The following is a 26,045-nucleotide window of genomic DNA, read 5'->3' as shown; positions in this document are numbered from 1 at the left end:
TGGGTGAGGTTTTCAAGAAGCAATCCAATGTGAAAAGATTATTAAACTTTCTGCATAATGTTAAACGGTGGTGTAAAAATGTCTCATGAGGAACACAAGGCAAAGGCCCCTAAGAAGTTTAAGTTTGCTGTTATAACCGTCAGCGACACGGCAAGCCTCGGAAAGAGAGAGGATCTGAGTGGATATTACATAATTGAGGAATTGAAAAAAGAGGGAAATGATAACGTTTACTATGCAGTTGTCCCTGATGAGAAGCTCAAGATAATAAAAGCCGTAATTGAAGCCCTAGAAAAGGCCGACATTGTGATAACTACTGGTGGAACAGGGATAACGAGAAGGGATATTACAATTGAGGCTTTGAGGCCTCTTTTTGATGAAGAATTTGTGGGTTTTGGTGAGATTTTTAGATTGAAAAGTTATGAAGAGGTAGGAACTGCAGCAGTGCTAAGTAGAGCAACAGCTGGAATAATAAGAGACAAGGAGAGCAAAATTGTTTTTTGCCTCCCAGGAAGTTTAAATGCTGTGAAAACTGCTCTTGAGATAATAAAACGAGAAGCTTACCATATTCTAAAGCATGCAAGGGAATAGTTGGAAGTTTTAACTTATAACTTAAAAGTTAGAAGGTGATGGTATGAGGGAATTTAAACAGCTAACACCCTACAGAGAAGCTCTTGAGATGATGTTAAACGACATAAAGGAGATTGAGGAAATCGAAGAACTTCCCCTTGACGATGCTCTTGGGAGGGTTCTTGCTGAGGACGTTATTTCTCTGATAGACTTACCTCCCTTTGATCGCTCTGCAGTTGATGGGTATGCAGTTAGGGCAGAAGATACTTTTCAAGCCAGGGAATATTCTCCTGTAGAACTTGAAGTTATTGACGAGATAACAGCGGGAATGGAAAGCAAAAAAGAAGTTAGCAATGGAAAAGCGGTAAAACTCATGACTGGCAACAAAATGCCAAAAGGGGCCAATGCGGTCATCGAGCAGGAGAAGGTGAAGAGAGAAGGGAATAAGATTTACGTTCTTAGACCCGTGGCCCCGGGACAAAACGTTGCTTTCAAAGGAGAAGACGTGAAGAAAGGAGAAGTCGTTCTCAAGAAAGGCCAGATTTTAAGACCCCAAGACTTAGGTTTGCTAAAGGGGATTGGAATTAAGAGGGTCACAGTAAAAAGGAGGCCCAAAGTAGGAATAATAGTAACGGGCGATGAGCTTATTGAAGAACCCGATGAAGAGGCCTTAAACGAGGGAAAAATCCTAGAGAGCAACTCTGCGATGCTGAAGGCCCTTATTAGACAGTATTTCGGCGAGTCCATCTTTTATGGTGTAATACCAGATGATGAAGAGCTAATTGGAGCAACTCTCGAAAGGGCAAAATGTGAATGCGACCTCGTTCTCATAACTGGGGGCAGCGCCTTTGGGGAAAAAGATTATGCCCATAAATTCGTTAACCTGCTCTTCCACGGAACGACAATAAAACCGGGAAGACCAATAGGCTACGGCGAGAGGATCTTCGTGATGAGCGGCTATCCGGCAGCGGTTTTTGCCCAGTTCCACCTTTACGTTAAATATGCCCTTGCAAAGCTCTCCGGAGCAAACTATAAACCTACGAAAGTTAAGGCGAGACTTAAAGAAAAAGTCCCGTCATCTCTCGGGAGACATGAATTCGTGAAGGTTTACTATGAAAACGGCGAGGCAGTGCCTATCAAAAAGAAGGGAAGCGGAATAATGAGCGCACTAGTTGAGAGCAACGCCTACCTTGAGATCCCCGAGGACAGCGAAGGATACAAAGAAGGGGAAGAGGTCTGGGTGGTGTTGTACTGAAAGTCACTATCCATTCAGCTCCTTTTTATTAAGTTTTTAGTATGGAGTTCCTCTATTACCGGAAACAGATAGAGAGTGCTCACTAATCCAAGATAATGAATGAAAATATTTACCAAGCCAGCTTCTCCGAGTAGATTTCTTGGGAATGCTGCCCATATTGCTCCGACGATCAAGAGAGAGATTGCCAGAATGAAATTTCTAATAACAACTTTTCTCTTTTGAGCTTCTTTGCCCAAGGAATTCCAATCGTACTCCCTGAAGGCCTTTGAAACAGTATAAACTAACAAGAGGATGCCTCCAATAAGCAGTGGAATACCGATCACAAAAATGGAGTAGATGATGGAGATTAAACCACCTGTAATGAGCATAAACGAGTTTGAGAACATCAATGGTGGAAGTTTGAAGTTGAATTTCCTACTCAGCATATTTGATGAAAAATATGGAACAGCCCCAATCAGTGCAGAATCTATCCCTGAAAATCCCATTCCATAGCGGAGATCATATCGTCTCATTACAAGCAAATCGACAATAGAGAGTATTGGGGGGAGGATTAGAAAAACGAAAACTAAGAACCTTTTGAAAAGTCCTACATCTTTTCCAGCTTCGGCCAAGAAGTATAGAGTTGGGAAGATCACTATGAATATGATTAAATTTCCTAGCAAATGACCAAAGTTCACATGAACAAAGTGCGTTGTGTATAATCTAATCCAGTCTCCTGGATTTGAAAAAGAGAACTCTTGGTAGTTCATTACAAGCTTTTCTTGGAGAGTAAAAGGAGCTAAGTGCAGAGAGATAAGCGTAAGAAGTATCATAAGGTACATGATTACAAAGTGTCGTCTTTCTCTGCTAAGTATGGACATAATTAAACCTTAGCGTAAAGGATTTATAAGGGTTTATATACAAAGGTATGGGGTGGAAACAAATCGACTTAAACGAACGAACAGACATAGAGAACAGGCCTTGCCTGAGCATGACGAAAGAGGAGTTGTTAGCCGAAATTGAAAAAGAAATTCATTATCTTTCTCTAAAAGTTCGGCTCATTGAAACGGAGAGCCCCAACCGGTATTTGATAACACTCATCACAACTCTAATATCTATTGCCCCGTTCATGGCGAATTTTCAGGTTGTAGTTAACATGTTAAACGTATTGACATCAATTCTAGCTGCGATGCTCCTTTATTATCTCGTATTTTCCATAATACTCTTGAAGGACCTCATTAATGTATCTTTACGTAATGAAGAACGTAGAAATTCCATTCAAAGATACAAGAAACTCATTTCGGACCTTAACAAACTTCAGTTCATAGTTCCAATCAAGTGGATTTCTTTGTTATACTTGTCTATTAGTGTGATTCTCGGAGGGATAGTGTTTGCATTGTTGGTCACTGGCCAAAATGAAGTCAAAAGACTTATTGAATGGTACATCCTTACTGTGGTGGGTATCCATATATTAGGTGCCATACAAGGATATTTCGTTGGATATCAAATTTCAGACATGCTCTCTCCCAATCAAGCCCATAAGAGTAAGCCAGTAGTAAGATCCAAATCCCTAGTAAACTTGCTGTTGGGCATCTCAACAATCCTCCTCGCGATAGGTCTTTTTCTATGGTTCCGCATAACCTACCAGAATCTTAAAAACAATAGTAACGTTGGTGTTGCTATTATAGTCATGGCAGCTGTGTATTTTATAGTGTTTTTATGGCTTATCCCGTACTCTAACAAACATGAAGCAAGCAATATTTTGAAAACTCAATTGTACAAACTTCTTGAGCTTGCTGATGAACTACGCTACAAATCTGAGAAATTACAAATAGATGAGTATAGTCAAAAATTCTTGGAAATACTTGCATGGATTACTATTAAGAAGACTAAAAAGCACTTCTGGGAGTTCTACGAATTCCAGCCTAATCCTAAATATGAATCTTGGCTTCTCCAACAAGAACAAACTCGGGTCATAACTGAAGCTCAAGAAAAAACTAGTAGTGCTCCTTCTGAGAAAGAAAAAACAGAATAAGAATAAAAAGAGTTCTGCAGGTTTTTACAACATGATAATCACAATTATCATAATCCCACTTATCACTTTAGCAAAAGGTTTAAAATGATAATATCAATTATCATAATGGTGATTATCATATGGCTAACTTCGTGAATAGGACGGAAGAACTCAAGGCAATTAAAGAGAGGCTCTCAAGCGATGGGTTTGAACTCATCGTTATCTACGGCAGGAGGCGTGTTGGGAAGACTCGCTTAGTCCTTGAAGCCGTGAGAGACTTTCCCCACGTTTATTATCTCGCCGTTGAAGGCGACAACTTGAGGCACTTCAAGGAAACCGCCGAAAGGGTCTTTCCGGAGATAAGGTATGTCCATGAGGATTGGGAGGCGCTTCTTCACGCTTTAAGGGACAAAATCATTATCATAGATGAGTTCCCAAACCTCATAAATGAAAACCCCGCAGTTTTGAGCATATTCCAGAGAGTCATTGATACCAAACTGGTTAACTCAAACACGAAGCTCATCCTCCTAGGATCTTCTGTGAGTATGATGACGGAGAAAGTCCTCAGCTACAAAAGCCCCCTCTACGGCAGGAGAACGGGCTCCATGAAGCTCAAACCGCTGAAGTTCTTCCACCTCAAGGGGTTCTTTCCCCGCGCAAGCTGGGAGGAGCTTGTAGAGGTCTACGGCATGACGGATGGGATTCCCTTCTACATAGCACAGGTCAGACTTCCCTTCTGGGAGTGGCTCGACCGGGAGCTGAAGAGCCCCGTGAGCTTCTTCCGTGACGAGGTCGATTTCCTGCTGAGGTACGAGTTCACGGAGACAAAAACATACAGGAGAATACTCGAAGCCATAGCCCTCGGCAAGACGACGCCCAAAGAGATAAGGGACTTCACGGGGATGAAGCACTCGGAGATAACCCCATACCTCAGGAATCTAATCGAGACTGGTCTAGTTGTGCGAGAAGTACCCCTGACGGAAAAACCAAACTCCAAGCGGGGCCGTTACTACGTTGCAGATAATTTCATCGCCTTCTGGTTTCGCTTCATCTATCCAAACCTCTCGCTCATAGAGGAGGGCGTATTTGATGTAAGTGAGATACAGCGGGACTACAACCACTACCTCGGTCCTGTTTTCGAGAAGATTGCAAAGCAGTTCCTTGTTGAGCTGAACAAAGCTAAAAAGTTGCCTTTCCGCTTTATGAAAATCGGCCGCTGGTGGTATAAGAGTGAGGAAGTCGATTTGCTGGCTCTGAACGAGCGCGAGAGGAAGGGTTTGCTGGTTGAAGTTAAGTGGAAAGAACTAAGCGAGAGAGAAGCCAGAGGTATTTTGAAGGATCTGGAGAGGAAAGCAAAACTGGTTGGGCTTGAAGAGTGGGAGAACTTTTATGGGCTTGTGGCAAAAAGGATAAAAGGGAAAGAAGAGCTAAAAAACGAAGGCTTGCTCGTGTGGGACTTGAAGGACTTTAAAGAAGTTTAAAAAGAGCTTGCAATTACCCCTTCATAACCTTCCACACCAAAATTGGGAAGACCAGCGTTGCATCGGCCCATATTTCAACGTAGTCTGCTTTTGCCTTTATCTTGCCCCAGCTTACCCCTTCACTTGGCGGTGCACCGCTTAGCGAACCGTCCCACGGGACAGCGGTAGTGATGTAGATAGCATAATCCGTTCCTCCTCTGAAGAGGTTTGCGTTTATTATGGCATGCTTTGGGAAAGAGCCACCAAGGATTATTGAAGCGGTTTCTTTTGCCGTGATTGCAAGGTTGTTGAGCTTCACTATGTCGTTGGCAATGTCTATAATAAGCTCCCTGTCTCCTCTTTCTTCCTTAAAAAAGTAGAGCATGTCTCCAAAGGAACCGTCGGTTAAAGCCGGGCAAAATATCGGAATGTCATTCTTGTAAGCCCAGTATAAGATGCTCTTCTCCTTTTCCTTCCCAAGCTTCTCGTCCATGTATTTTCCGAGCTTATAGATAATCTCACTTGCAGTTAAAGCCCTCTTTTCTTCTCTCTCGATTTCCAAAAGTCTCTCAAAGAATGGGATCATGTGCTTCTCGAACTCGATGTATCTATCATTAGGCACGAATATGTTGCCGATTCTGTTTATTCCCTTCTCTCTCATTTTCGCATCGTCCACACTCCATTCACCGAGGATAAACGGCTTTAGGGCCTTTATGAAATCCTCCTCAACTCCTCCAGCCGTTGTTACTATTACATCAACCTTTTTGTGCTTAACGAGGTATGCTATAATCTCTCTCAGGCCGGAAGAAACTATGTTGGAAGTGTATCCCAAAAAGACCCTAACTTCCTCCCCTTTAGCCCTTTTTGCTTCGACCTTCTTCCAGATTTCAATAGCTTTTCCTAAATGAGTAGCCTGAAATCCTATTCTCTCATAATAATCGATGACCTCCTCCAAACTGCTCACATCTTCAAGCCACGGGCCAACAACCGGGATTTCCTCAATTCCCTCTGTGGATGATTCTTTAAGAACGGACTTTTTTGGATCCAAATTTTGCACCTCCAGTGAGGATTTTTATGAGAACTTAAAGTTTTTTCTTTACTTGAGTGATTTTATGGCTTCCATGAATCTATGAATAACCTCTTTCGGAGCGCTCTTCTTGGGGCTTCTCTTCATTAAAGGCTTCTCTCCATTTATATACCGTTCAAACCATTCAAAGACCTGCTCAAGGGCCTCTTTGAAGTTGCTTACGGGCTCGAAGGATTCATCAAGATAGTAAACTTCCTCGTTCTTGATGTCATATATAAGAACTGCTGGATAAATACTATCGTCTTTGCATGGACATTCGGACTCTATGCTAACCTCAATTATAAAATCCCCTACCTCAAGAATTCCCTCTTTCTTTAGGATTTCTTTCCACCCACTCATACATTTATGAATTGGAATTCAAGTTTTAAATTTAACCGCCAAACATTTAAGCCTCTCCGTGTATTTTGTAAGGGTGGTGGAATGAAGATAATAGCAATAACAGACATCCATGGCAGAGCGAATAAAGTTAAAGAGATCTTGGAGCATCTTAAAGGCGAAGAGTTTGACCTTATCCTGATAGCCGGCGACATAACCCATTTTGGGGGCAAAGAAGCGGCTTACAATATCTTAAAAGAGTTCATAAGCTTTGAAAAACCCTTCTATGCCGTCATGGGGAACTGCGATGGCAGAGATACACTCGAACTGCTGGAGGAACTCAATGTAAATCTCCATGGCAAAAGGATAGAGTTCAACGGCGTCGGCATTACTGGAATAGGCGGCTCAAACATAACGCCCTTTTCCACGATATGGGAACTCAGTGAAAACGAAATCTGGGAAATCTTAGTTGAAAACTACCAAGACGGGGACATAGTACTTTCCCATGCTCCACCTAGGAACACTAAAGTCGACAAAACTTTTGTTGGAACTCATGCAGGAAGCAAATCCTTAAGAAAGTTTATTGAAGAGAAGCACCCTCCACTGGTTATATGTGGGCATATACATGAGGCCATGGGTATAGATGAGATCGGAAGAACCCTTATTGTAAACCCTGGGCCTTTATCAAGAGGACATTATGCTATAATAGACTTTGATGAGAATGAGAAAAGAGTGAAGGATATAACTCTTGAGAGGTTTTAATGGATGGAAAACTTTTTAAGTTGGCCTTAAAGATAAAAATCGGGATGGGCCGGTAGCTCAGTTTGGGAGAGCGCTGGCTTCGCAAGCCAGAGGCCGCGGGTTCAAATCCCGCCCGGTCCACCATATTCTTTTGGTAATGTTTCTCAACCCTTGGAAGAAGAGTTTAAAGGATGAATATATAAACTCCTTTTGGCGTATATTATAACCATCTTCAGCAGTTGTTTATCATCTTATGGAGGAATTAAGGATGATGAGAAAAATACTAAAAAGTGAAGAAGCCGTTGAAAAAATTTCGGATAATTCAGTAGTCGCGATTTCAGGTTTTAACCTTTTAGTGGCTCCGGAATACCTCATTTTAAAACTTTATGAGAGGTATAAACAAACAGGCCATCCAAAAGGCCTCTTCCTTGAAGTGAATCCAATACCAACAGCTCCAGGGAGAGTTCTTGATAAGATCGCAACAGAGCTATACAACGATCCTGACCAAGAGTTTTTGTCCGGAATCTTGGTTACTTATCCTGGCTGGTCTCCAACACTACAAAAGATGATCCAAGAAAATAGAATCGAAGGGTACACCTGGTCGATTGGAACAGCCTCTTGGTTTTTCAGGGAAGTTGCAAGGGGATTACCTGGTGTATTAACTAGGGTTGGACTTGGAACATTTCTTGATCCAAGAGAGGACGGAGGATATTTGAATGAATTGGCCAAAAAGAGAAAGAGGTGTAAGATTGAGGTCGTTAACATTCAGGGGAGGGAATATCTGCTATACCAGGCCCCCAAGCCAACCGTAGCTCTTATTAGGGGTACGACAGCAGATGAACTTGGGAATATCACAACAGAAAAAGAGGGAAGTTTCACGGAGATACTTAATTTAGCTCAAGCTTCAAAAGCTGAACCAAATAAAGGTATTGTAATCGCTCAAGTGGAAAGAATTGCCCGATATCCCTCTTTAAATCCTCAAGACATTAAAGTACCCGGCCCTCTTGTAGATTATGTTGTTGTGGCTCCTCCTGAGTTCCACATGCAAAGTGCAAATATTCATTACGATCCTAGAGTCTCAGGAGAGCTCATTCCTCCAATTACTTCGAACCCGGCTTTAAAATCTCCGTTAAATACTCGGAAGGTTATCGCACGACGGGTTCTATTAGAAATGATAAACCTTGTGAAAAAGCTTGGAAAACCAATTTTGGTCAACTTGGGCATAGGAATACCCACTGAAGTTGCTGAAATTGCAACAGAAGAAGGACTTCAAGAGTATGTATTAACAACAGTTGAATCTGGGCCATTTGGAGGGATTGCACTAAAAGGACCAGACTTTGGAGCTTCTATTGGGCCTTTTGCCATAATTTCTCAGCCCGATCAATTTGCCAACTATGAGGGGGGAGTAATTGATGCAGCGAGTCTAGGGTTTATGGAAGTAGATGAAAAGGGAAATGTAAATCCCTCTCTGCTCCCTGGTAGGTTACCGGGTCCAGGAGGGTTCCCTGTAATTTCATATGGTTCGCCAAGAATGTTTTTTGCCGGCCACTTTACAGCAGGTGAAAAGAAGTTGGAGATAAGAAATGGAAAGCTCAAAATAGTGAAGGATGGAGAGATTGAGAAGTTTGTTAAAAATGTGTATAAAATAGTGTATAATGCGGCACTTGGATTGGAAAAAGGGCAAGAGGTTATTTACATTACAGAAAGAGCAGTTTTTAGACTTACAGAGAAAGGGCTTGTTCTTGAGGAGTATGCCCCGGGAATTGATGTAGACAAAGACATCCTAGATAGGATGCAGTTCCAACCCAAAATTAGTAGAAAACTAGACGAAATGGATGAAAGACTATTTAAGAAGGGTCTTATGGGATTAAAAGAGGATATAAAAACGATTTGAGCTGATATCCAAACTGAAAAGTCTGGTTTTATCTTGAGAGAGCTCAACTCTTTTATCATTTTTTCAAAGATTGGGGCAAAACTTTTTTAGATGATTCACCCTCATGGATTAAGGTGGTGATAATGGTGGACAAGTATGAGGCTCTTCAAGATTTAATGAGAAGGAGAGGTTTTGTATGGAGTAGTTTTGAAATCTATGGTGGAGCGAGAGGTTTTTACGATTATGGTCCTCTTGGAGCTATAATAAAAAGGAAAATTGAGAAAAAGATTAGAGAGGCTTTTATAAGAGAGGGTTTCTTTGAGATTGAGACTCCTGATATCACTCCAGAAGAGGTTTTTATAGCTTCTGGTCATGTGGACAAGTTTGTAGATCCCTTGACTGAGTGTAAAAAATGCGGGTCAAGGTTTAGAGCAGATCACATTGTTGAAGAGGTACTTGGGATTGACACTGAAGGACTAAGCGCCGAACATCTCACTCAACTAATCCGGGAACATGATATAAAATGCCCTGAGTGTGGGGGAGAATTGGCTGATGTATGGTACTTCAACCTGATGTTTGAGACTTATATTGGACCTTATAAAGATAAAAAAGGTTATCTTAGGCCTGAAACTGCTCAGGGCATATTTGTAAACTTCAAACGCTTAAACAACTTCGCCAGAAATCAATTACCTTTTGGGGTCTTCCAGATAGGAAAAGCTTATAGAAACGAGATTTCTCCTAGACAGGGGATGTTAAGACTTAGAGAGTTTTCTCAGGCAGAAGTGGAGATTTTCTTTGATCCTAAACAAAAGGAGCATCCACATTTCGAAGAAGTTAAAGACGAAGTTTTAAGATTCTATCCAATAGAGAATCAACTTAAAAACCTCGGAATGATTGAACTCACACTTGACGAGGCAGTTAAGAAAGGATATGTTATGAACACATTTTTTGCTTACTATATGGCCATGGTTAAAAGAATCCTTCTTGATATTGGTATTCCAGCAAATAAAATACGATTCAGACAGCAATTACCGGAGGAAAGGGCCCACTACTCAAGTGATACATGGGATGTGGAGATTCACAGTGAAAGATTTGGATGGATAGAGTGCGTGGGTATAGCCTACAGAGGCAACTATGATTTGAGCAGGCATGTAAAAGAAAGTGGGGCCGACTTAACTGTTATGATACACTACAAGGAACCTAAAATAATTAAGAAGCTCAAAATTTCCCTTAACATGAAAAGAGTTGGGCCCAAACTCAAAGGAGATGCAAAGAGGATCAACCAGAAGCTACAAGAGATGACTCAAGAAGAGCTTAAGAAGATATTTGAAGGCCTTGAAAAAATTGGAAAAGTATTTCTAGATGGCTATGAGCTTGAAAAAGAGGACTTCATAATCAAAGAAGTGGAAGAAAAAGTACATGGTGAAAAGTTAGTACCCCACGTGCTGGAACCAAGCTTTGGTATTGATAGGCCTTTCTATCTCCTTTTGGAGAATTCAATAGTTATGGATGAAGATAGTAGAGTCTATCTAAAGATAAAGAAGGATATGGCTCCAATTGAGGTTGCAGTTCTACCATTAGTAGCAAAAGAACCTCTTACGAGCATAGCCTATGAGATCTTTCGAACACTACAGAAAGAGGGATTCATAGTAGTTTATGATGAAAAAGACACCGTTGGGAGGAGATATGCAAGGTATGATGAGATAGGAACTCCCTATTGTGTGACAATAGATAATCAAACCCCTGAAGATAACACTGTAACAATCAGAGACAGAGATACGAGAGAGCAGATTAGGGTGAAAATAGAGGAGCTTCCAGAGAAGTTAAGGGAGCTTATATTTGGATGATTTCCTCTTTTCTTCATTGTCTTGTACCGAAGGATTAATATATCTCAAAATGTAGTGAATTACCAATGGTTAGAAAAATTCACCTCATTTACAGGCGCATTCCAAATAGGATTCTTGAGAGAGAAGATGAACTCATAGCAGATCTAGGTGATATAATTGTGGCAAAATCAAAATTTGAGGGGATGATTACTCCACTTTTTGTTAACGGGGCCAAAGTCATTGATAATGGTTACAAAATGATCTATTTTGCCTTTATTGGAGAGAAGTATGATATACTAAAAGTTTATGACAGAGAAGGTAACTTTAAGGGTATTTACATTGACGTTCTAGCGTATACTAAAAGAGAAGGCGATAATCTGGAGATGCTGGATCTGTTTTTGGATATTTTTATTTTCCCAAATGGAGAAGCATTCCTTCTTGATGAAGAAGAACTGGAAATGGCCCTTAACTATGGATTGATTGATAAGGAAACATTTGACTTTGCCTATTCAAAAGCGGAAGAAATCATTAAAAAATTTAGAGAGGGTACATTCCCTCCGGATGTAGTTTGGGAGTACTCACTTTCTCCTTCATAGAGTTATTAAAATGGCCAGAACCGCTAGAATTTGGCCCTCATTGAGCCCCCTTACGTTTAAATAGGCACGTATCTAAAATACCTTATGGTGGTTGGATGATAAAAGAGAGCAAAGAAGGTGTAATACTTCAAATTTATGTGCAACCGAAGGCAAATACGAACGAAATTGAAGGCGTTGATGAGTGGCGTGGCAGACTTAAAGTCAAAATCAAAGCCCCACCTGTTGAAGGAAAAGCGAATAAAGAAGTTGTGAAGTTTTTCTCCAAGCTCCTTGGAGCTGAGGCAAGCCTCATCAAAGGAGAAACCTCACGAGAAAAAGACCTTTTGATAAGGGGGATCAGCATAGAGGAAGTTAAAAAGAAACTCAAAATTTATCGATAACGCAGAAACGCCATGTAGTAAAACGCAACTCCGATTAAAAGCATGCCTCCAATAAAGAGATACAGCGCTTTTTCAGGTTTTTCTCTTATTATGACCGTATAACATCCCTCAGAATACGAGTAGTTTATGTTCACTTTTTTAACAAAGATCTGTTCCTCTTTTACAGTGAATACCTCCTCACCTTTATGATAAACTTTTAGAAAGCCTCCTTGAACGCTTATTTCATAACTTCCAAGAGTTCCAAAGCTTCCTTCGCAGAAAGTTTTAGATAGGCTTTCACTCGGGTAAATAAAGAAGCCAAGTACCAAAAGCAACCCAACTACAATGAGATATTCCTCAATTTCCATGATAAAAGATTAGGTAAGAAGGTTAAAAAGCTTTTAGAATTCAAGCTGTCCTTCAAGGATTATTCTGGCCTCTCCTCCGACCCAAGGGTAATTACCTTCAAACTTTACGTATGCTTTTCCCTCTCTCTTTAGAGCATGCCCCTGCTCAAAGATGTAGCTATCTTTCGTTAGCTTGTCCGTGAGCCTAAGGTAACCTGCGAGAATTCCACTAGCCGTTCCCGTTACGGGATCTTCAGGAACACCAACTGCAGGAGCAAAAAACCTTCCAGCTGCATCAAATTTCGAGTCGAGTGTGTAAACGTAAACTCCAATTATTCCGTTTTCTTTGGAAAACTCGGCTAATGTCTCCATGTTTGGTTTGATGTTCATAAGCTCATTAAACGTCCGAATGCCAACGATACCTTCGGGTGTTCCTGTCGTCATAGCTAGGGCAGGGCCCACAAGCTCTTTAACACCGAGAATACTCTTTAGCTCTTCTATATTAAGTTCACCAATAATTTTTGGTGGCAGTTGCTTGAGCCATACTTTCTTATCTTTGATAAGGATGTCAAGCTCTCCGACCTTAGAAATCATTTTGTTCATGCCTTCTTTAGCCATGCCTAAACGCCAGAGTAAATAAAATGTCGCAACGGTTGCATGTCCACAAAGAGGAATTTCGTCCCCGGGTGTGAAGAATCGCACTCGGAATCCCTTTTTCTCAGGCCAGACAAAAGCAGTCTCTGAAAGATTAAGCTCACCAGCAATTGCCAACATAATTTCTGCATCCAGTTCAGGGCAATCAAGAACAACTGCTGCAGGATTTCCTTTAAATGCTTGGTTAGTAAAAGCATCTAATTTAAATACCCTACATTTCACAACATCCACCAAAAAAGGTCAAAAAGCAAATATAAAAGGTTTTCTACTTCAAAATACCGAGACTTTTGTTAGTCTTCTTGATACTCTCCCACTTGTCCGCTAATTCAAACATAGCTCTTATTGCATCAATATTTTCTGGAACCACATCACTCTCCTGATGAACCGCTTGGATGTAGAATAGCCTGTTACCCTTTACGCTAATGCTTTCCTTCCACACTCCTATCTCATAGAGGTTGTTCCACTCCCTGTGCAAATCACGGGCGAATTCTATCAACTGGGCTGTACTGTCAAAGCCCCTTTCCTTCTCAAATAGCAGAACTCTTGTAGTGTTTTCAAAAATCTTAATAACATCTTCCCTTGTAAGGGGCTTTTTGAGCTCCACCATTACACTGTGGACGTGCATGAGGGTTGTTGGTACGATAAAGGCCATTGTTTCAATGTTTATTGGAATTACGGTCTGTACATCTGGTCCATGATGGGAAGGAACTTCAACACTGGGTTTTATGGCATTAACGGGACCTCTTTTGATGTCGTTGGGATCTGCGGCCCTTCTAATCATCACAGCATATACGTAGTCAATGTAGTCCTTTATTGCATTCAAAGTTCTTGTTAAACCTGTAGTGTTGCAAGAAACTACTCTAACATAGTCTTTGCCCAAAGCTTTCTCATAGTTTGCCTGAGCAACAAATGAAACCTCAGCAACACTTGCCTTTTCTCCGCCTTGGAATATTGCCTTAACTCCTGCTTTCTCGTAGAGGGCCTTGTTTTTCTCGCCCATCCCTCCGGGAGTAGCATCCACAATTACATCCACTTTCTCGAGGAGATCTTCAAGGGTTCCAACAATCTCGAACCCAACTTTCTCAAATCTTGGAACAAAATCAGGCGATGCGGCATAAACGGGTATCCCAAGCTCTTTAGCTCGGTAAGCCTCAAAATCTGGTTTTGTTTTTGCAACACCCACTAATTCCATATCAGCCTGTTTTGATACTGCATAACCCACTCTTTTTCCTATAGTACCGTAACCGTTAATTCCCACCTTAACTTTCATCTTAATCACCAGATTATTTTATATATGTGAAATACTTAAAGATTGCTTTCACTGAAAGTGAGGAATAAGAACTGCAGTAGACTGAAGCACTAAAGTGAAAAAGATTTAAATCCTTTAACGTGTATTCGCTATTCTGGTGAATATTATGAAATTATCAGAACAAGAAAACATGATCTTAGGAATTGGAGCTGGTGTTTTACTGGCCTCTTCTATGAGAATTTTTGTTTCAGGGGCATATGCAAGTCTTGAAAAAACCTTTTTCTATGGAGCCACGTTCCCATCAGCCCTTGGAATAATCTTATTTTTGATTGCTTCTTTCATTGTTGGTAAGATGCAGCGAAAGACAGGTGCAATTATAGTAACTGCTTATGCAATAACTTCTTTAACAACTGATGCCACGGAGTATATTCACTTAATAGCAGCCTTTGCATTGCCAGTAGCTCTATCTCTCGTAAAAGAGGTTAAAGTAAAGTACATTATTCTCGGGCTTGTGATGGACTTAGCACTCAGGGTGCTTGCAGTTGGGGGAGAACCAATTGATTTTATTCATACAAGGATTTTGCTTGTGATTTGTATTTTAGGCGCTTCATATGTGTTATGGAAAGAGAAAGGCCAATTAAAAAGCCCCGGATTTGGTATTTATGCCTTTGCTGCCTTACTAAACTTGGGTTTTATCTACCCAAACGCAATAATGCGCTATTCAGGATTTGAAACATACTATTTGCTTCATTTTGTGGGATACTCATTTGTAGTGACCCTGGCCATTCTTATTTCACCATATCTAGCAGGCAACAAATTTACCCCTCTATTATTGATTGCTAGCGTGTTTACTCTCTTTGTTCCACCATTTGGCATTGTAGGAATTCCCATCGCACTCACTTCAGCTCTTGCATTGCTCAAAAGTGTGAAAAAAGGCCGTTTTGGAGTTATTGGTGCACTATATTTTGTAATTGTCTCAGTACTTGCCATTGGAGCTTATGTGGGGAGAGACATAGGAATCCCCTTTATGGAAGACCATCTAGAAGTTTTAATATTCTTCAGTACAGTGATCTATACTCTATCTTCTAGGCCTTTGGTTGTTGAGCGGCCCAACATGAGAGAGATGGGAGTTCCAATAGCTGGCATGATAATTGCCTCTCTCGTCGTAGTTTCCGCTTTTCATGTCCGTCCAGTAGACGTAGAAACCAAAGATGAAATTATAGTATGGAGTTATAACATTCATCAAGGTTTTGCCCCATATAAAGGGGCCTTCAATGGAAACGAGCTGGTAAAACTTCTAAAAACCTACAGTCCAGATGTTATGGCAAGTCAGGAAGTAGTTGGTGGTATGATAGGGAATGGTTACCAAGATGTTCCCGTTCTTTTGTCAGCATATTTTGGGTATTATTATGAATATAGCCCTGCTGTTGAAGGTACTTATGGAGTCGCAACATTTTCCAGGTGGCCACTAGAGCCCATAGAAGAAAGGAACCTTAAAAGCCTTGGGCAGGCAAGACCAGCTCAAAAAGTCAAGGTGTTGAGTAATGGATTCGTTCTTATAAATGTTCACATGGGCCTTTATCCAGAAGAAAGGGCATTACAGGCAGAAGAACTTTTAGAAATGGCACTAAAAGATCCAGTAGCTGAAATAATCCTAGGTGATACAAATGCGGAACTGCACGAAAAAGCGATAGAGATACTTCTTATGGAGTATTATGATGCATTCCCAGAAAGACCTCCATACACTTTCAACTGGGGCAATGTGGATATAGAAAACATTGACTACATTATGATAAAGAGAGGAAGTGCTTTAAAGGTTAAGGATTATGGATGGCTCTTAGATGTGGAAGTCTCAGATCACCGGCCAATTTACATTTTGATGTCAGAAGAATAAAATAAAGAATATCTTTTCCTTTTGTATCACTCCCTCTAACAAACTGCAAGGTTATCATTGAGAATACAGAGAATCTAACCCCTTACTAACCCTGAAGAGCAAGGATTTCAAGAAATAAGTTATTATTCTTTTGGCTGTTTGGAGTAGAACTTATAACTTAGAACTTATAATTCTCAAGATTTATAACTTCTAACTACCTTAGGGCTATCATGTCCGTAATAAGTATTGCAAATCAAAAAGGTGGAGTAGGAAAGAGCACTACCGCAATAAACTTATCAGCAGCATTGGCGCTAAAAGGGAAAAACGTCCTTCTTGTAGACATGGACCCGCAAGGGGCCACCACAATCGGCCTTGGTCTCAGAGAAGCAACACCAACCATTTACAATGTGATAATAGATGAAGCAGAGATAGAAGAAGTGGTCGTAAAGACCCCCATAGATGGCCTTCATTTAGTTCCGAGTAACATAGCATTAAGCGGTGCTGAAATCGAGCTGAGTAGTCAAATAGGAAGAGAATACATACTTAGAAATAAGCTTTCAAAGCTTAAAAGGAATTACGATTACATTATTATTGACACACCTCCTTCTCTTGGAGTGCTTACTATGAACTCATTAGTAGCAAGTGATGAAGTGATTATCCCAATACAAGCAGAATACTATGCTCTTGAAGGAATTGCCCTGCTTTTAAAAGCAATAAGGTTGGTGAGGGATAGACTTGGCATCCCACTTGAAATTAAAGGGTTTTTAATCACAATGTTCGACAAAAGAACCAATCTTTCCAAGGAGGTTAGAGAGGAAGTAAAGAGAACATTTGGAGAAAAGGTCTTCAAGACAATGATACCGAGAAACGTTAGGCTTGCAGAGGCTCCCTCCTATGGAAGACCAATATTCCTTTATGCTCCTGATAGTAGAGGCGCTAAAGCATATATGAAGCTGGCCGAGGAGGTCGATGGAAAATGAAGAAAAAAGCCCTTGGAAGAGGTTTAGAAGCCCTTATTTCGGAGCCACTCCCAATTGAAGAAAAACCAAAAGAGGAACTTAACGAAGAAGTATTAATGCTAAGTATCCATGAGGCCCTAAAGAATCCAAGAATAACATTATGGTCACCAGAAGCAGCTGCAGTTCTTAGATATCTAAGAAAAACCATCCCAGAATTTAGTATTTCAAATGAAGCAAGTAAGCTTCTAGAAAAAGCAATAAAGGAGAAATATCCAGAGATATGGAGCTCCGTTGAAAAGCATATGAAAAAGGTTGAATAACTTCTACCTTTTAACTTTTAAGTTGTAACTACTATTTTTGGCAAGAAACAATCTCGATCCATGCCGAAAGGTCAACTCTTCACGGCCCGGAAGAGGTTACTCTTGGTTCTTGAAGGCAGAATTTCACCCTAAATTCTTCTTTAAGGTATGAAGGTTATCTTCTGTTCCAATGAACTCAGAAATTCAAAATTAAATTAAGCAAGGCTTAAAAGAAAATTGTTCTCTTTATTGAAGCACCTTCTTGAGCCATTCTGGTCTTTTATAATCCGGTGTAATCTCAAATTTGGCATTAAATTCTCTTGTCGAGGTGATATTTTCTGCAAGTAGTTTAAATATTTCTATTCCCTCAATTTCGCCCTTTATAGGAAGATTGTCCTTAACCCAAAGCCTCATAAAGCTTTTTGTTATAGTAACGTGTTTTATGCTCTCATAGTAGCCCATCTCGGCTGCACTGATATTTTCAGGGATTGGCATCTCATATATTTTAGTAAAGTTAAACGCCACCAGATAAATTCCATCTCCCTTTGTAGTTTCAAAGTTTGTAACATTGTTGAGTGCTTCTCGGATATAATAGAGTGGGTTACTCCTTAAATCTGCTCTTTTGAAAATTTCATACCTTAAATCCTCCACCGTTTTGATATTTGGCGGGAGACGATCCTTGAGTTTTTCGAAATATTCCTGAATTGTCATATTTGCTATGTAGCTGTTAATAATTTTGTTATTCCTCTCTGTGGCGTAGGAGAAGTACATAAAATCTTCAATAATTGTTTCATTGATGTAAACCACATCCCCATTACTATGTATTATTTTTCCTTCCCAGAATGCTTCAGCCTTGTCATAATTAAAACCACCCCTGTAATACATGCTACTATTCCCATAAGGGGATTTTAGGTGGTATTCCAATGAATACATGTACTTATCAACATCCTCAATCTCATTGGCAAGATTTTGGGGGGTTGGCTCCTTTTGAATACACGCAGAAAAACTAACCATAATTATGAGAATCAAGCTTAGAGCAAAAGTCCTCCCCAAGCTTCCCACCAAAGTAAATTATGACAGTTAATACTTATAGTTTTCGGTTAAAAAATTTGAAAATCATTTAGTAATTTTAGTTACCCACTCTGGGGGTTGGTATTCATACATTATTTCAAATGTTATTTCGGCATTTGAGGTTGTGGTACTCTCTTCTAATCCTGCATAGCTTGTTGCTTTTGTGATTTCTATTTCCCCTTTTATTGGTAACTTATCCCCCCGAATCCATAACTTTCCAGTCCCTTGGATTTTTACAACTTTCTGTACAGAATTAAGGGTTATTTGCTCCTCTTTTGTAAAGGTGAAGGTTAGCAGGTAATTGTCTCCTTCCTGGCTTGCTGTAAATGAGTCTGCATTGCTAAGAATATCTCTGATGTAATAAAGGGGATTCCGTGTAGGGTCCGGGCCCTTGAAAAGTTGTTGTTTAAATTTTTCAGAAGTTGCAATCTCTGTACGGCCTTTGAGGACTTTTTCAAGGTATTCATCTAGTGTTAAAGTTGCTTCCCCTTTTTGAACTACCCTGTTATTCTGCTTAACAAGAGCCGAGTAGTAAATGGAGTCATCCCATACCGTTTCATTAGAATACGTTACAAAATCTCCACTTTTACTAATGATTTCCCAGAAAGCCTCTTCTTTGCTATAATCAAAACCTCCTTTGGAGGTTACCTGAATATCCTTTTCTGGAATTGCGGAATACTGAGCAGCAAATTCGTATTTTTCAACTTTTTCAATAGTTTCAATTATATCTGCCTTGTTTATACTCGTTGTTTCAGTTGTAGTGGTTTCTGATGAGGTACTGGAAGTGCTGGTACTTTCATCTATGGTTACTGGGGTTGAGGCAGGTGGTGGGCTTGTGGAGGGTGTAGAACTTTCTTTTGAAACACATGCAGAAACACTAACAGCTATAATGAGAATTAATATCAAGCTAATGAATCTCTTCACGTTGTTCACCAAAAGTATCTTGGTTTTTTGACTATTTATTTATTTTGCCATAAACAAGAAGAAAAAAGGAAAAATCAATTCTTGAATTATAGGATTTTTGAAGTCTCCCTTAGTTGGGCGTATCCTGATTCGAGGTAAGCATTCCCTTCCCTTATATATCCATCTGCATATGCGCTCCAAGCTCTATTTAAATGCCTTTCTGCTTTGCTGAAGCTTGTCATTACTTCTCCATACACTCTAATTCCTTCGATTCTAAGGGGTTGGGCCTTTTCTGCAAAATTCTCTAATGCTTCAAGCACTTTTCCTAGTTTTTCTCTAGCCTTTTCAATGTCTCTCTCTTTTTCTTCCATCACTTTTTCGATTTCTTTAAGGGCATCTTCTAGGCTTTTCTTGAGTTCTTCTTTTCCGCCCTTCCCATGGGCTGCTGTTTTGTGTAATTCTTCTCTTTCTCCCTGTCTCCTGAAGAGTATTCCGAGAGCCATGACACCAAGAGCGCCACCAACCACTACCCAAAGTGGAGGGTTTCTAGCTGAAGCTATAGCTCCCCCAATCAAACCGGTTGTGAGCATGATATTTCCAATGAGCTTTTTCATTTTCATCACCTCATGGATGGAGTACTCCAGCTACAGTGAGTACTGCAAAGAGTAATGTCATTGCGGCTTCTCCGACCATTAATCCAGCGGCAAATGGGAGGACCTTCTCAACAATGAATTCATAGCCTTTCTTTCTCTTTGTGATTTCATTAACTACACATCCAAGCCCATAGGGAATTATGTAGAGCATTGGAAGATACATTGAAAGGCCTATGAGGACGCCAAGCCCTGGAACTCCACTAAGAGAAAGCAAGAATCCAAGAAGACCTCCTGCTATGAACTTGTCTACTGGTACACTTCCACCAAGGACTGCCTCTACCATTGACTTGAGGGCCATTGCTTGAGGAGCTGGAACTTTGTCGTTTCCGATTCCATAAGCGTTCCAAATAAGGCCTACTACAGTCAAGGCGATTATTGGACCAAGCCACCCTGTTAAAAGTTCAACCTTTTGTTGTCTTGAAGGAATTGCTCCAACCATATGGCCCGTTTTAAGATCTTGCATCATGTCTGCAGCTCCTGAAATGGCTACACCAACTGTTGCTCCCATCAATATTGTTAGTGGGATGTTCTTGTGAGTTAAGTAGAGAAGGATCATCACAGACACCAAGGAGAGACCGGACACTGGACTCCAGTCAGTCATTCCAGTGGACATTGCTACGAGGAGTGAGGCTATAAAGATCCATGCAACTCCTATAAGAGCTGTGAGGAGGCTCCTACCAAGTCCAAGATCCCCGAGTTTGTACGCGGTTACTAAGAGTAAAACAAATGCTAAAATTGCCCCGCCAACCAAATAGTAAATTGGAAGCTCTTCATTGTTTCCATTTTTGTCTTTTACTTTGCTTGCCTGTGCAAGGCTTTTCATGGCAACTGCAATAACTGGGAGTGAAAGTATCAATCCTGCTATTGAGCCTCCAAGGAGCATCCCTATGCCCAGAGGCCTTGTCATTGTACTATAAACGTAACCGCTTACTGCGCCTCCCTGAACATCAGCTGGGATCCATCCAAGGGCCTTAACCACTGGGGTTATAATGTAGTAGGAAAGTACCCCTCCAGCGAGAACTATTAAACCATTTCTTCCGGTGATTAAACCCATACCAAATACCATGAGTGATAAGGCTACCGTGAGGTTGATCCAGGCTGGAAGGTGGAGCATTGCTCCTAAATCGACGGTCTCGGGAATTACATGTGGTAATCCAAAGATTGGGAATTGCTGAATAAGATAAATCACAGCACTGATTATCATCCCAAAGAAAAGAAGTCTTGCCTTTTCTATCCCACTTCCTGGAGTCTTAAGGATAGTAGCAACTGCAGTTCCAGTAGGGAATCTAAGTCTATCTATTTCAATCATTTGCTTTCTAAGGGGAATTATGAAGGTTATACCTAAAATTGCACCAGCTGCTGTCGCTAGGAAGAAGTACATTGTATTTATCTCCTGGTGGAGTCCCATTATGTAGAGTGCAGGAATTGTAAAGATAACACCAGATACTGAAATGTTAACAGCTGAAGCGACAGTTTGGACAATGTTGTTTTCTACTACTGTACCTTTCTTTAGGATACCTCTAAGAATTCCCCAACCAACAATTGCTGCAATGGCAGAACCTCCAGATGTGAATCCCATTATCATCCCGGCGTAAGTAAAACTTGCAGCCATGAAAGCACCCCAAAGAACACCCAAAACTACTGCAGCAGGTGTTACTTCTCTATAACTTTCCTCTCCTTTTGTAACACTCTGTCCAGCATATCTCTCCATTTTTCAACCCCCTGTATATTTTTGTACATGTGGTTTATTATCTATACTAAAGATACAAAAGCAAGGCATTCTGTCTTTTTTGCACATATAAAGTTTTTCAGTCTGTTTAAAGCCATTACAGAGAAGTAAGAAGCAATAAAACCATAAAAGGCTCAATTATGTTGCACTTCTATCATGAACCATGTATAATGCACACAGCCCATGAAAAAATTACTTGAATGTAAATTCATCAATCATGGTCGCTCATTATTATACAAAATTTCCAAAAATTTTTCACAGAACAGGTGGTTGCTCAAGAAATTTTCAAATAGAAAGAAATTTCGAATTAGATAGTGAGGTCTTTCAAAGGAAAGATGTAAATTTCTGGAGAAATATTCTTAGATCCGTCTTAAAGGGCTCCTCTGATTTTTTAATTTCTTCTTCCAAGAGTTTGATAAAGAGGCCCTCCTCGTCGGTTGTTGAAGCAATTTCTTCGACCCTTTTCTTTAGTTCTTCGTAATACTCAATGTAGGGTCTCACCTCAAAAAGGGCCTGTTCTATTTTTTCCTTCATGTTATTACCTCCTACCAAACCAATACCACCACATTTTCTCTAAATCCTCCCGTTGACCAACCATTATAAAGTATCTGATTATGGCTATGTTGATAAAGATCAATAATATTGTGAAGATGTAATATGCAGGTGTGGCGATGCTTAGAAATGCGAAGTAATCCCAAAGGAAGTGAAGTAGTATTCCTAAACTAAGGTATCCAGAAACACTTTGAATTTTTCCTTCAGCTTTTAGGCCATATCCAACCCCGACTATTGCACTCCATGTTGCATGGGCGAATGGAGTTAAAAAAGCTCTAACTATAGTGGTGCCAACTCCAAAGCCGATCCCATATAAGAAATTCTCGGTGGCTGCAAATCCTAATCCTGCTGCTACTCCATAAACTACTCCATCCATGATCCCATCCATTTGACCAGCTTTGAATGGAAACCGAATGGCAAGGGTTTTTGCGGGTTCCTCCACAATGCCGGCCACAAGCGCCATATAAAATGCAGTTGCTGGTAAGAGGGCATATCCAAATTCCCCTTGCACTAAAAAAGCTTCTAAGATCATAGCTATACCTATTGAGAGTGTTGCACCTAAAATAAAGGTACCAATCACAAATCGTTTGGGCTCAGGTTCATATTTATCCTCATGATAGAAATACCATAATATTGCTAAAGCAGGAGCATAAGCAAAGAAAATTATCGTACTAAAGATGTCCATCTTATCACCAGAAAGAATTAGGGCCATGTAATTTTAAACTTTTGTGATTTTTAGGGTCTTGCCTTGTGAAGATAGAGATATTATATTTTTTGAATGGCCCGAATTAATTCCGTCAATTTTCCAAAGCTTAACATTTCTGTTTCTAATGGAACAAAAACTTCAAATGCTGTGGTATCCAAGCTTCTTAAGAAAGGAGACACAATCTCTCTGAGGATGTCATTTCCATAGGCCCACGGGGAAAAGGCAGGCATGACTATTAGGTTTTCACTTTTTAAAAATATTGGCACCTTTATCAGAGCTCCTACTTCATCTCGTAGTCTTATAGCAGGATGTTCATGCCCTATAATAAATCTATCCCCCTCTACAAGTTTATGACCATGAACAATTTTCCAATTTCTAATTTCAAGTTCATCTAAAATCTCAACTCCTAAACTTTTTATCCAAGACATACCAACATCATGATTGCCCCTTATGACCATTACCTCCTCAACCAGCGGGGAGATCTTATTAAAGAATGTTTCCAGCTCAATTTTTTCTCGCTTGAATGGGACAAAAGAGTGCTTTAGATCACCATTTATAATAAGTCGTTTAAAATGATTTTTTTCTATCAGACTTTTTAGTGAGGTTATCATCTGATCGAATGCTTTTGGCAAATAAATTCCTTCCCGAGCCAGACTCTCTTCGTATCCTAGATGGAGGTCTGCTATTATTAAGTCATCCCCAATTTTGATGGCCTTCTGAGGGAGAAGTTCAAATTTCATGAGACTGACCCCCTCCCCACCCTAAGGACGGGGCTTTCACGAGGTAAGTTAGTGGTAATAATATTTAAACATAATTAAAGACCTCTTTCTTGTTTAACCCGCTCTATTACATCGAAAATACTCCAAAGATCATGGATAACGTGAAGGTGTGGGATTTGATCTAAAATCTCTTTGGTAACATATTTTGCCGTTGGAGGGAAATAATACCATACATATTCAGTGTTCTCATCTCCCCTTCCTACAAATCTCCAGGGCTTGTCATCCACCCATATGAATACCTCATCTCCATATTTCTCTCTGAGAATCTGAAAAGTTTCACAAAGGCTCATATTACCACCAAAGATTATTATATCATCAAATAACTCATAAAATCCTGCAACCTTTAAACGATATTCTTTCATCCCGGTCAAAAAGTCTTCAGCAGAAAAGGAAATTACCTTATGTCCTTCTTCTCTAAGCTTTTTTAGAAGGTTTTTTGACTCGTCAATAGGCTTTGATAACTTTGCCCTTTCCTCAAACCACGTACGGGCAAATTTTGTTTTAAAGAATGCTGGTTGCCTTGTTTTACCGGAATATTTTCCAAATCTAGGCCTTTCAAAGTGTAACTCTGCTTTAGTAAGGAGTTTAGCCCATAAAGAGTTAAATGGAAGCCATGGAAAGTGTTTTTTTAGAGCCCGGCTAAAGGCTTCCTCTATAACAGAGTAGCTATCTATCAATGTACCATCAAAGTCAAAGCCAATTATCATGAAGAGTTCCTCCCATATTTTTGATTCTCCACATTAACCACACATTGTTTCCCTTTAAGTTTTGCTCTCCAAAAAGCATATATTTTAGTAGAGTGAAATGTCTAGATGATGATTCCAAAAGGGTGGTAAAAATGGCAAGACACTATATCCCAAACTCAGGCCACAAGGAAGAAATGCTGCGTGAGATTGGCTTCAAAAGCATTGCCGATCTCTTTTCAGATGTTCCAGAGGACTTCGTAAAGGAATTCAACCTTCCAGAAGGCAAAAGTGAATATGAAGTTTTTCTTGAAATGAATGAAATACTCAACAAAAACAAGAGTGTTTTAGAAATGCCAACTTTCTTAGGTGCTGGGGCATATTTTCACTATGTGCCAGCCCATGTGAAGTATCTCATCGAAAGAAGTGAGTTTATAACTTCATATACTCCTTATCAGGCGGAAATAAGCCAGGGAATGCTCCAAGCACTATTTGAATATCAAAGTCTAATTGGGGAGCTTGTTGGATTAGAAATAGTTAATGCCTCTATGTATGATTGGGGCACAGCAATGGCCGAAGCTGCCTTAATGAGTGCTCGTGTAACAGGAAAAAAGAAATTCATAGTGCCAGGACATTTACATCCTGAGAGAAAGAAAATCCTTCATACCTACACAGCAGGACCCGGCCTTGAAATCGAATATGTAAAGTGGAATGAAAACGGTCAAGTAGACATTGAAGACCTTAAGGAAAAGGCCACAGATGCAGCGGGGATTTATCTCGAGGTTCCGAACTTTTTTGGATTAATTGAAGAACAGATAAAGGAAATCGGAGAAATAGCTCATGAAAGTGGAGCGTTGTTTGTGGTGGGCGTTGATCCAACAATACTTGGAATAATAGAAGCGCCAGGTGAACTTGGGGCAGATGTAGTAGTTGGAGAAGCGTCTTTCTTGGGCAGTGCGTTGAACTTTGGTGGACCTAGAGCAGGAATTTTCGCTGTTAAAAATGAAAGAAGGATATTAAGGCAGATGCCCGGAAGAGTAATAGGGATGACAAAGGATGCAGATGGAAAAAGGGCCTTTGTCATGACGTTACAAACCAGAGAGCAACACATCAGAAGAGCAAAAGCAACGTCCAATATTTGTTCAAATGAAGCTCTTGTAGCAGTTGCTGCAGCAATTCACATGGCCACACTTGGGCCGAAAGGCCTACAGAAATTAGGAGAGATCATTTTAAAGAACACCAAATACTTCAAGGAGCGTATAAGCGAAGTGGCCGAAATTCCTTTTGATGGCATTAATTTCAAAGACGTAGTTGTCAAATTTGAGATCCCCTATGACGTGATTCACGAGGAGCTCCTGAAGAGAAACATTCATGGAGGGTTCTACTTGAAACCACACTTCCCAGAGTTAGAGGAAAGTGCTTTACTCGCAGTAACTGAAACAACAAGAAAAGAGTGGATTGACGCGCTCGTGACAAACATGAGAGAGATAATAAATGAAGCAGAGTTGTGAGGTGG

General features: G+C 40.3%; 27 protein-coding genes and 1 tRNA gene. 14 read left to right on the top strand and 14 right to left on the bottom strand.

The window, feature by feature from the left end:
- The first annotated feature begins 78 nt into the window (after positions 1-78).
- A complete protein-coding gene (locus TSIB_RS04705) occupies positions 79-588 on the top strand; it encodes a MogA/MoaB family molybdenum cofactor biosynthesis protein (protein ID WP_048160318.1) in 510 nt (169 codons plus the stop codon).
- 43 nt (positions 589-631) lie between these two features.
- Positions 632-1,822, top strand: coding sequence for a molybdopterin molybdotransferase MoeA (locus tag TSIB_RS04700; RefSeq protein ID WP_015849240.1), 1,191 nt, complete (start codon positions 632-634; stop codon positions 1,820-1,822).
- Positions 1,823-1,836: 14 nt separating this feature from the next.
- Here the strand turns inward: TSIB_RS04700 and TSIB_RS04695 are convergent, their stop codons facing one another.
- The gene (locus TSIB_RS04695) at positions 1,837-2,682 is read right to left on the bottom strand and encodes a rhomboid family intramembrane serine protease (protein WP_015849239.1); all 846 of its coding nucleotides are present in this window, start codon (positions 2,680-2,682) and stop codon (positions 1,837-1,839) included.
- A 47-nt stretch (positions 2,683-2,729) separates the two neighbouring features.
- Here TSIB_RS04695 and TSIB_RS04690 point away from each other — a divergent pair, with 47 nt between their 5' ends.
- Both TSIB_RS04690 and TSIB_RS04685 read left to right on the top strand, forming a co-directional pair.
- On the top strand, positions 2,730-3,836 hold the full coding sequence (locus TSIB_RS04690) for a hypothetical protein (protein ID WP_015849238.1): 1,107 nt from the start codon (positions 2,730-2,732) through the stop codon (positions 3,834-3,836).
- 119 nt (positions 3,837-3,955) lie between these two features.
- Positions 3,956-5,296 carry an ATP-binding protein gene (locus tag TSIB_RS04685; protein WP_015849236.1) on the top strand — a complete coding sequence of 447 codons (1,341 nt, stop codon included), beginning with the start codon at positions 3,956-3,958 and terminating at the stop codon, positions 5,294-5,296.
- A 13-nt stretch (positions 5,297-5,309) separates the two neighbouring features.
- Here the strand turns inward: TSIB_RS04685 and TSIB_RS04680 are convergent, their stop codons facing one another.
- Positions 5,310-6,323, bottom strand: coding sequence for a deoxyhypusine synthase (locus TSIB_RS04680; RefSeq protein WP_048160317.1), 1,014 nt, complete (start codon positions 6,321-6,323; stop codon positions 5,310-5,312).
- Positions 6,324-6,371: 48 nt separating this feature from the next.
- The gene (locus tag TSIB_RS04675) at positions 6,372-6,701 is read right to left on the bottom strand and encodes a hypothetical protein (protein ID WP_015849234.1); all 330 of its coding nucleotides are present in this window, start codon (positions 6,699-6,701) and stop codon (positions 6,372-6,374) included.
- Positions 6,702-6,782: 81 nt separating this feature from the next.
- Between TSIB_RS04675 and TSIB_RS04670 the strand changes: the two genes are divergently transcribed.
- The 6 genes from TSIB_RS04670 to TSIB_RS04645 all read left to right on the top strand — a co-directional run bounded on the left by TSIB_RS04670 (position 6,783) and on the right by TSIB_RS04645 (position 12,093).
- Positions 6,783-7,439: a metallophosphoesterase family protein gene (locus TSIB_RS04670; RefSeq protein ID WP_015849233.1), complete on the top strand. Its 657-nt coding sequence runs from the start codon at positions 6,783-6,785 to the stop codon at positions 7,437-7,439.
- A 46-nt stretch (positions 7,440-7,485) separates the two neighbouring features.
- Positions 7,486-7,562 (top strand) — tRNA-Ala (locus tag TSIB_RS04665).
- Positions 7,563-7,686: 124 nt separating this feature from the next.
- Positions 7,687-9,312, top strand: coding sequence for an acyl CoA:acetate/3-ketoacid CoA transferase (locus TSIB_RS04660; RefSeq protein WP_148206167.1), 1,626 nt, complete (start codon positions 7,687-7,689; stop codon positions 9,310-9,312).
- Between the two features lie 119 nt (positions 9,313-9,431).
- The gene (gene glyS / locus TSIB_RS04655) at positions 9,432-11,138 is read left to right on the top strand and encodes a glycine--tRNA ligase (RefSeq protein WP_187146426.1); all 1,707 of its coding nucleotides are present in this window, start codon (positions 9,432-9,434) and stop codon (positions 11,136-11,138) included.
- A gap of 65 nt (positions 11,139-11,203) precedes the next feature.
- Positions 11,204-11,713 (top strand): DUF402 domain-containing protein, encoded by a 510-nt coding sequence (locus TSIB_RS04650; protein WP_015849230.1) that lies wholly within the window; start codon positions 11,204-11,206, stop codon positions 11,711-11,713.
- 95 nt (positions 11,714-11,808) lie between these two features.
- A complete protein-coding gene (locus TSIB_RS04645; RefSeq protein ID WP_015849229.1) occupies positions 11,809-12,093 on the top strand; it encodes a DUF167 domain-containing protein in 285 nt (94 codons plus the stop codon).
- Here the strand turns inward: TSIB_RS04645 and TSIB_RS04640 are convergent.
- The 3 genes from TSIB_RS04640 to TSIB_RS04630 are packed head-to-tail and all read right to left on the bottom strand — an operon-like array spanning position 12,084 to position 14,343.
- On the bottom strand, positions 12,084-12,440 hold the full coding sequence (locus TSIB_RS04640; RefSeq protein ID WP_015849228.1) for a hypothetical protein: 357 nt from the start codon (positions 12,438-12,440) through the stop codon (positions 12,084-12,086). The two genes, TSIB_RS04645 and TSIB_RS04640, sit on opposite strands and share 10 nt — an antisense overlap.
- Before the next feature lie 33 nt (positions 12,441-12,473).
- Positions 12,474-13,304, bottom strand: a complete 831-nt coding sequence (locus tag TSIB_RS04635) for a PhzF family phenazine biosynthesis protein (protein ID WP_015849227.1) — start codon at positions 13,302-13,304, stop codon at positions 12,474-12,476.
- Positions 13,305-13,338: 34 nt separating this feature from the next.
- Positions 13,339-14,343 carry a phosphorylating glyceraldehyde-3-phosphate dehydrogenase gene (locus TSIB_RS04630; protein ID WP_015849226.1) on the bottom strand — a complete coding sequence of 335 codons (1,005 nt, stop codon included), beginning with the start codon at positions 14,341-14,343 and terminating at the stop codon, positions 13,339-13,341.
- Between the two features lie 145 nt (positions 14,344-14,488).
- Here TSIB_RS04630 and TSIB_RS04625 point away from each other — a divergent pair, with 145 nt between their 5' ends.
- From TSIB_RS04625 to TSIB_RS04615, 3 genes are all read left to right on the top strand, one after another.
- Positions 14,489-16,216, top strand: coding sequence for an endonuclease/exonuclease/phosphatase family protein (locus TSIB_RS04625; protein WP_015849225.1), 1,728 nt, complete (start codon positions 14,489-14,491; stop codon positions 16,214-16,216).
- 209 nt (positions 16,217-16,425) lie between these two features.
- Positions 16,426-17,175, top strand: a complete 750-nt coding sequence (locus tag TSIB_RS04620) for a ParA family protein (protein ID WP_015849224.1) — start codon at positions 16,426-16,428, stop codon at positions 17,173-17,175.
- Positions 17,172-17,474 carry a hypothetical protein gene (locus TSIB_RS04615; RefSeq protein ID WP_015849223.1) on the top strand — a complete coding sequence of 101 codons (303 nt, stop codon included), beginning with the start codon at positions 17,172-17,174 and terminating at the stop codon, positions 17,472-17,474. Before TSIB_RS04620 ends, TSIB_RS04615 begins: the two co-directional genes overlap by 4 nt.
- 225 nt (positions 17,475-17,699) lie before the next feature.
- Here the strand turns inward: TSIB_RS04615 and TSIB_RS04610 are convergent, their stop codons facing one another.
- The 8 genes from TSIB_RS04610 to TSIB_RS04575 all read right to left on the bottom strand — a co-directional run bounded on the left by TSIB_RS04610 (position 17,700) and on the right by TSIB_RS04575 (position 24,553).
- Positions 17,700-18,482 carry a hypothetical protein gene (locus tag TSIB_RS04610; RefSeq protein WP_148206165.1) on the bottom strand — a complete coding sequence of 261 codons (783 nt, stop codon included), beginning with the start codon at positions 18,480-18,482 and terminating at the stop codon, positions 17,700-17,702.
- A gap of 87 nt (positions 18,483-18,569) precedes the next feature.
- Complete coding sequence (locus tag TSIB_RS04605; protein ID WP_048160313.1) at positions 18,570-19,448, bottom strand: hypothetical protein; 879 nt, start codon at positions 19,446-19,448, stop codon at positions 18,570-18,572.
- 86 nt (positions 19,449-19,534) lie between these two features.
- The gene (locus TSIB_RS04600) at positions 19,535-20,041 is read right to left on the bottom strand and encodes a cell division protein (protein ID WP_048160312.1); all 507 of its coding nucleotides are present in this window, start codon (positions 20,039-20,041) and stop codon (positions 19,535-19,537) included.
- Between the two features lie 10 nt (positions 20,042-20,051).
- On the bottom strand, positions 20,052-21,791 hold the full coding sequence (locus TSIB_RS04595; protein ID WP_015849219.1) for an OPT family oligopeptide transporter: 1,740 nt from the start codon (positions 21,789-21,791) through the stop codon (positions 20,052-20,054).
- 342 nt (positions 21,792-22,133) lie between these two features.
- Positions 22,134-22,343, bottom strand: coding sequence for a hypothetical protein (locus tag TSIB_RS04590; protein WP_015849218.1), 210 nt, complete (start codon positions 22,341-22,343; stop codon positions 22,134-22,136).
- Between the two features lie 4 nt (positions 22,344-22,347).
- A complete protein-coding gene (locus TSIB_RS04585; RefSeq protein WP_048160311.1) occupies positions 22,348-23,046 on the bottom strand; it encodes a PrsW family intramembrane metalloprotease in 699 nt (232 codons plus the stop codon).
- 80 nt (positions 23,047-23,126) lie between these two features.
- The gene (locus TSIB_RS04580) at positions 23,127-23,807 is read right to left on the bottom strand and encodes a metallophosphoesterase (protein ID WP_015849216.1); all 681 of its coding nucleotides are present in this window, start codon (positions 23,805-23,807) and stop codon (positions 23,127-23,129) included.
- A 74-nt stretch (positions 23,808-23,881) separates the two neighbouring features.
- Positions 23,882-24,553: an HAD family hydrolase gene (locus TSIB_RS04575; protein ID WP_015849215.1), complete on the bottom strand. Its 672-nt coding sequence runs from the start codon at positions 24,551-24,553 to the stop codon at positions 23,882-23,884.
- 131 nt (positions 24,554-24,684) lie between these two features.
- Between TSIB_RS04575 and gcvPA the strand changes: the two genes are divergently transcribed.
- The gene (gene gcvPA / locus TSIB_RS04570) at positions 24,685-26,040 is read left to right on the top strand and encodes an aminomethyl-transferring glycine dehydrogenase subunit GcvPA (RefSeq protein WP_048160310.1); all 1,356 of its coding nucleotides are present in this window, start codon (positions 24,685-24,687) and stop codon (positions 26,038-26,040) included.
- Positions 26,041-26,045: the final 5 nt, after the last annotated feature.

The sequence above is a fragment of the Thermococcus sibiricus MM 739 genome (assembly GCF_000022545.1).
GTDB classification, from domain to species: Archaea; Methanobacteriota_B; Thermococci; order Thermococcales; family Thermococcaceae; genus Thermococcus_A; species Thermococcus_A sibiricus.
This window is presented reverse-complemented; position numbering and strand designations above follow the sequence as displayed.

Bases quoted from the DNA above. Each gene is read 5' to 3' on its own strand.
- TSIB_RS04705 (WP_048160318.1), top strand. From the start codon at position 79: ATGTCTCATGAGGAACACAAGGCAAAGGCCCCTAAGAAGTTTAAGTTT.
- TSIB_RS04700 (WP_015849240.1), top strand. From the start codon at position 632: ATGAGGGAATTTAAACAGCTAACACCCTACAGAGAAGCTCTTGAGATG.
- TSIB_RS04695 (WP_015849239.1), bottom strand. From the start codon at position 2,682: ATGTCCATACTTAGCAGAGAAAGACGACACTTTGTAATCATGTACCTT.
- TSIB_RS04690 (WP_015849238.1), top strand. From the start codon at position 2,730: ATGGGGTGGAAACAAATCGACTTAAACGAACGAACAGACATAGAGAAC.
- TSIB_RS04685 (WP_015849236.1), top strand. From the start codon at position 3,956: ATGGCTAACTTCGTGAATAGGACGGAAGAACTCAAGGCAATTAAAGAG.
- TSIB_RS04675 (WP_015849234.1), bottom strand. From the start codon at position 6,701: ATGAGTGGGTGGAAAGAAATCCTAAAGAAAGAGGGAATTCTTGAGGTA.
- TSIB_RS04670 (WP_015849233.1), top strand. From the start codon at position 6,783: ATGAAGATAATAGCAATAACAGACATCCATGGCAGAGCGAATAAAGTT.
- TSIB_RS04660 (WP_148206167.1), top strand. From the start codon at position 7,687: ATGATGAGAAAAATACTAAAAAGTGAAGAAGCCGTTGAAAAAATTTCG.
- TSIB_RS04650 (WP_015849230.1), top strand. From the start codon at position 11,204: ATGGTTAGAAAAATTCACCTCATTTACAGGCGCATTCCAAATAGGATT.
- TSIB_RS04645 (WP_015849229.1), top strand. From the start codon at position 11,809: ATGATAAAAGAGAGCAAAGAAGGTGTAATACTTCAAATTTATGTGCAA.
- TSIB_RS04640 (WP_015849228.1), bottom strand. From the start codon at position 12,440: ATGGAAATTGAGGAATATCTCATTGTAGTTGGGTTGCTTTTGGTACTT.
- TSIB_RS04630 (WP_015849226.1), bottom strand. From the start codon at position 14,343: ATGAAAGTTAAGGTGGGAATTAACGGTTACGGTACTATAGGAAAAAGA.
- TSIB_RS04625 (WP_015849225.1), top strand. From the start codon at position 14,489: ATGAAATTATCAGAACAAGAAAACATGATCTTAGGAATTGGAGCTGGT.
- TSIB_RS04620 (WP_015849224.1), top strand. From the start codon at position 16,426: ATGTCCGTAATAAGTATTGCAAATCAAAAAGGTGGAGTAGGAAAGAGC.
- TSIB_RS04615 (WP_015849223.1), top strand. From the start codon at position 17,172: ATGAAGAAAAAAGCCCTTGGAAGAGGTTTAGAAGCCCTTATTTCGGAG.
- TSIB_RS04600 (WP_048160312.1), bottom strand. From the start codon at position 20,041: ATGAAAAAGCTCATTGGAAATATCATGCTCACAACCGGTTTGATTGGG.
- TSIB_RS04595 (WP_015849219.1), bottom strand. From the start codon at position 21,791: ATGGAGAGATATGCTGGACAGAGTGTTACAAAAGGAGAGGAAAGTTAT.
- TSIB_RS04590 (WP_015849218.1), bottom strand. From the start codon at position 22,343: ATGAAGGAAAAAATAGAACAGGCCCTTTTTGAGGTGAGACCCTACATT.
- TSIB_RS04585 (WP_048160311.1), bottom strand. From the start codon at position 23,046: ATGGACATCTTTAGTACGATAATTTTCTTTGCTTATGCTCCTGCTTTA.
- TSIB_RS04580 (WP_015849216.1), bottom strand. From the start codon at position 23,807: ATGAAATTTGAACTTCTCCCTCAGAAGGCCATCAAAATTGGGGATGAC.
- TSIB_RS04575 (WP_015849215.1), bottom strand. From the start codon at position 24,553: ATGATAATTGGCTTTGACTTTGATGGTACATTGATAGATAGCTACTCT.
- gcvPA (WP_048160310.1), top strand. From the start codon at position 24,685: ATGGCAAGACACTATATCCCAAACTCAGGCCACAAGGAAGAAATGCTG.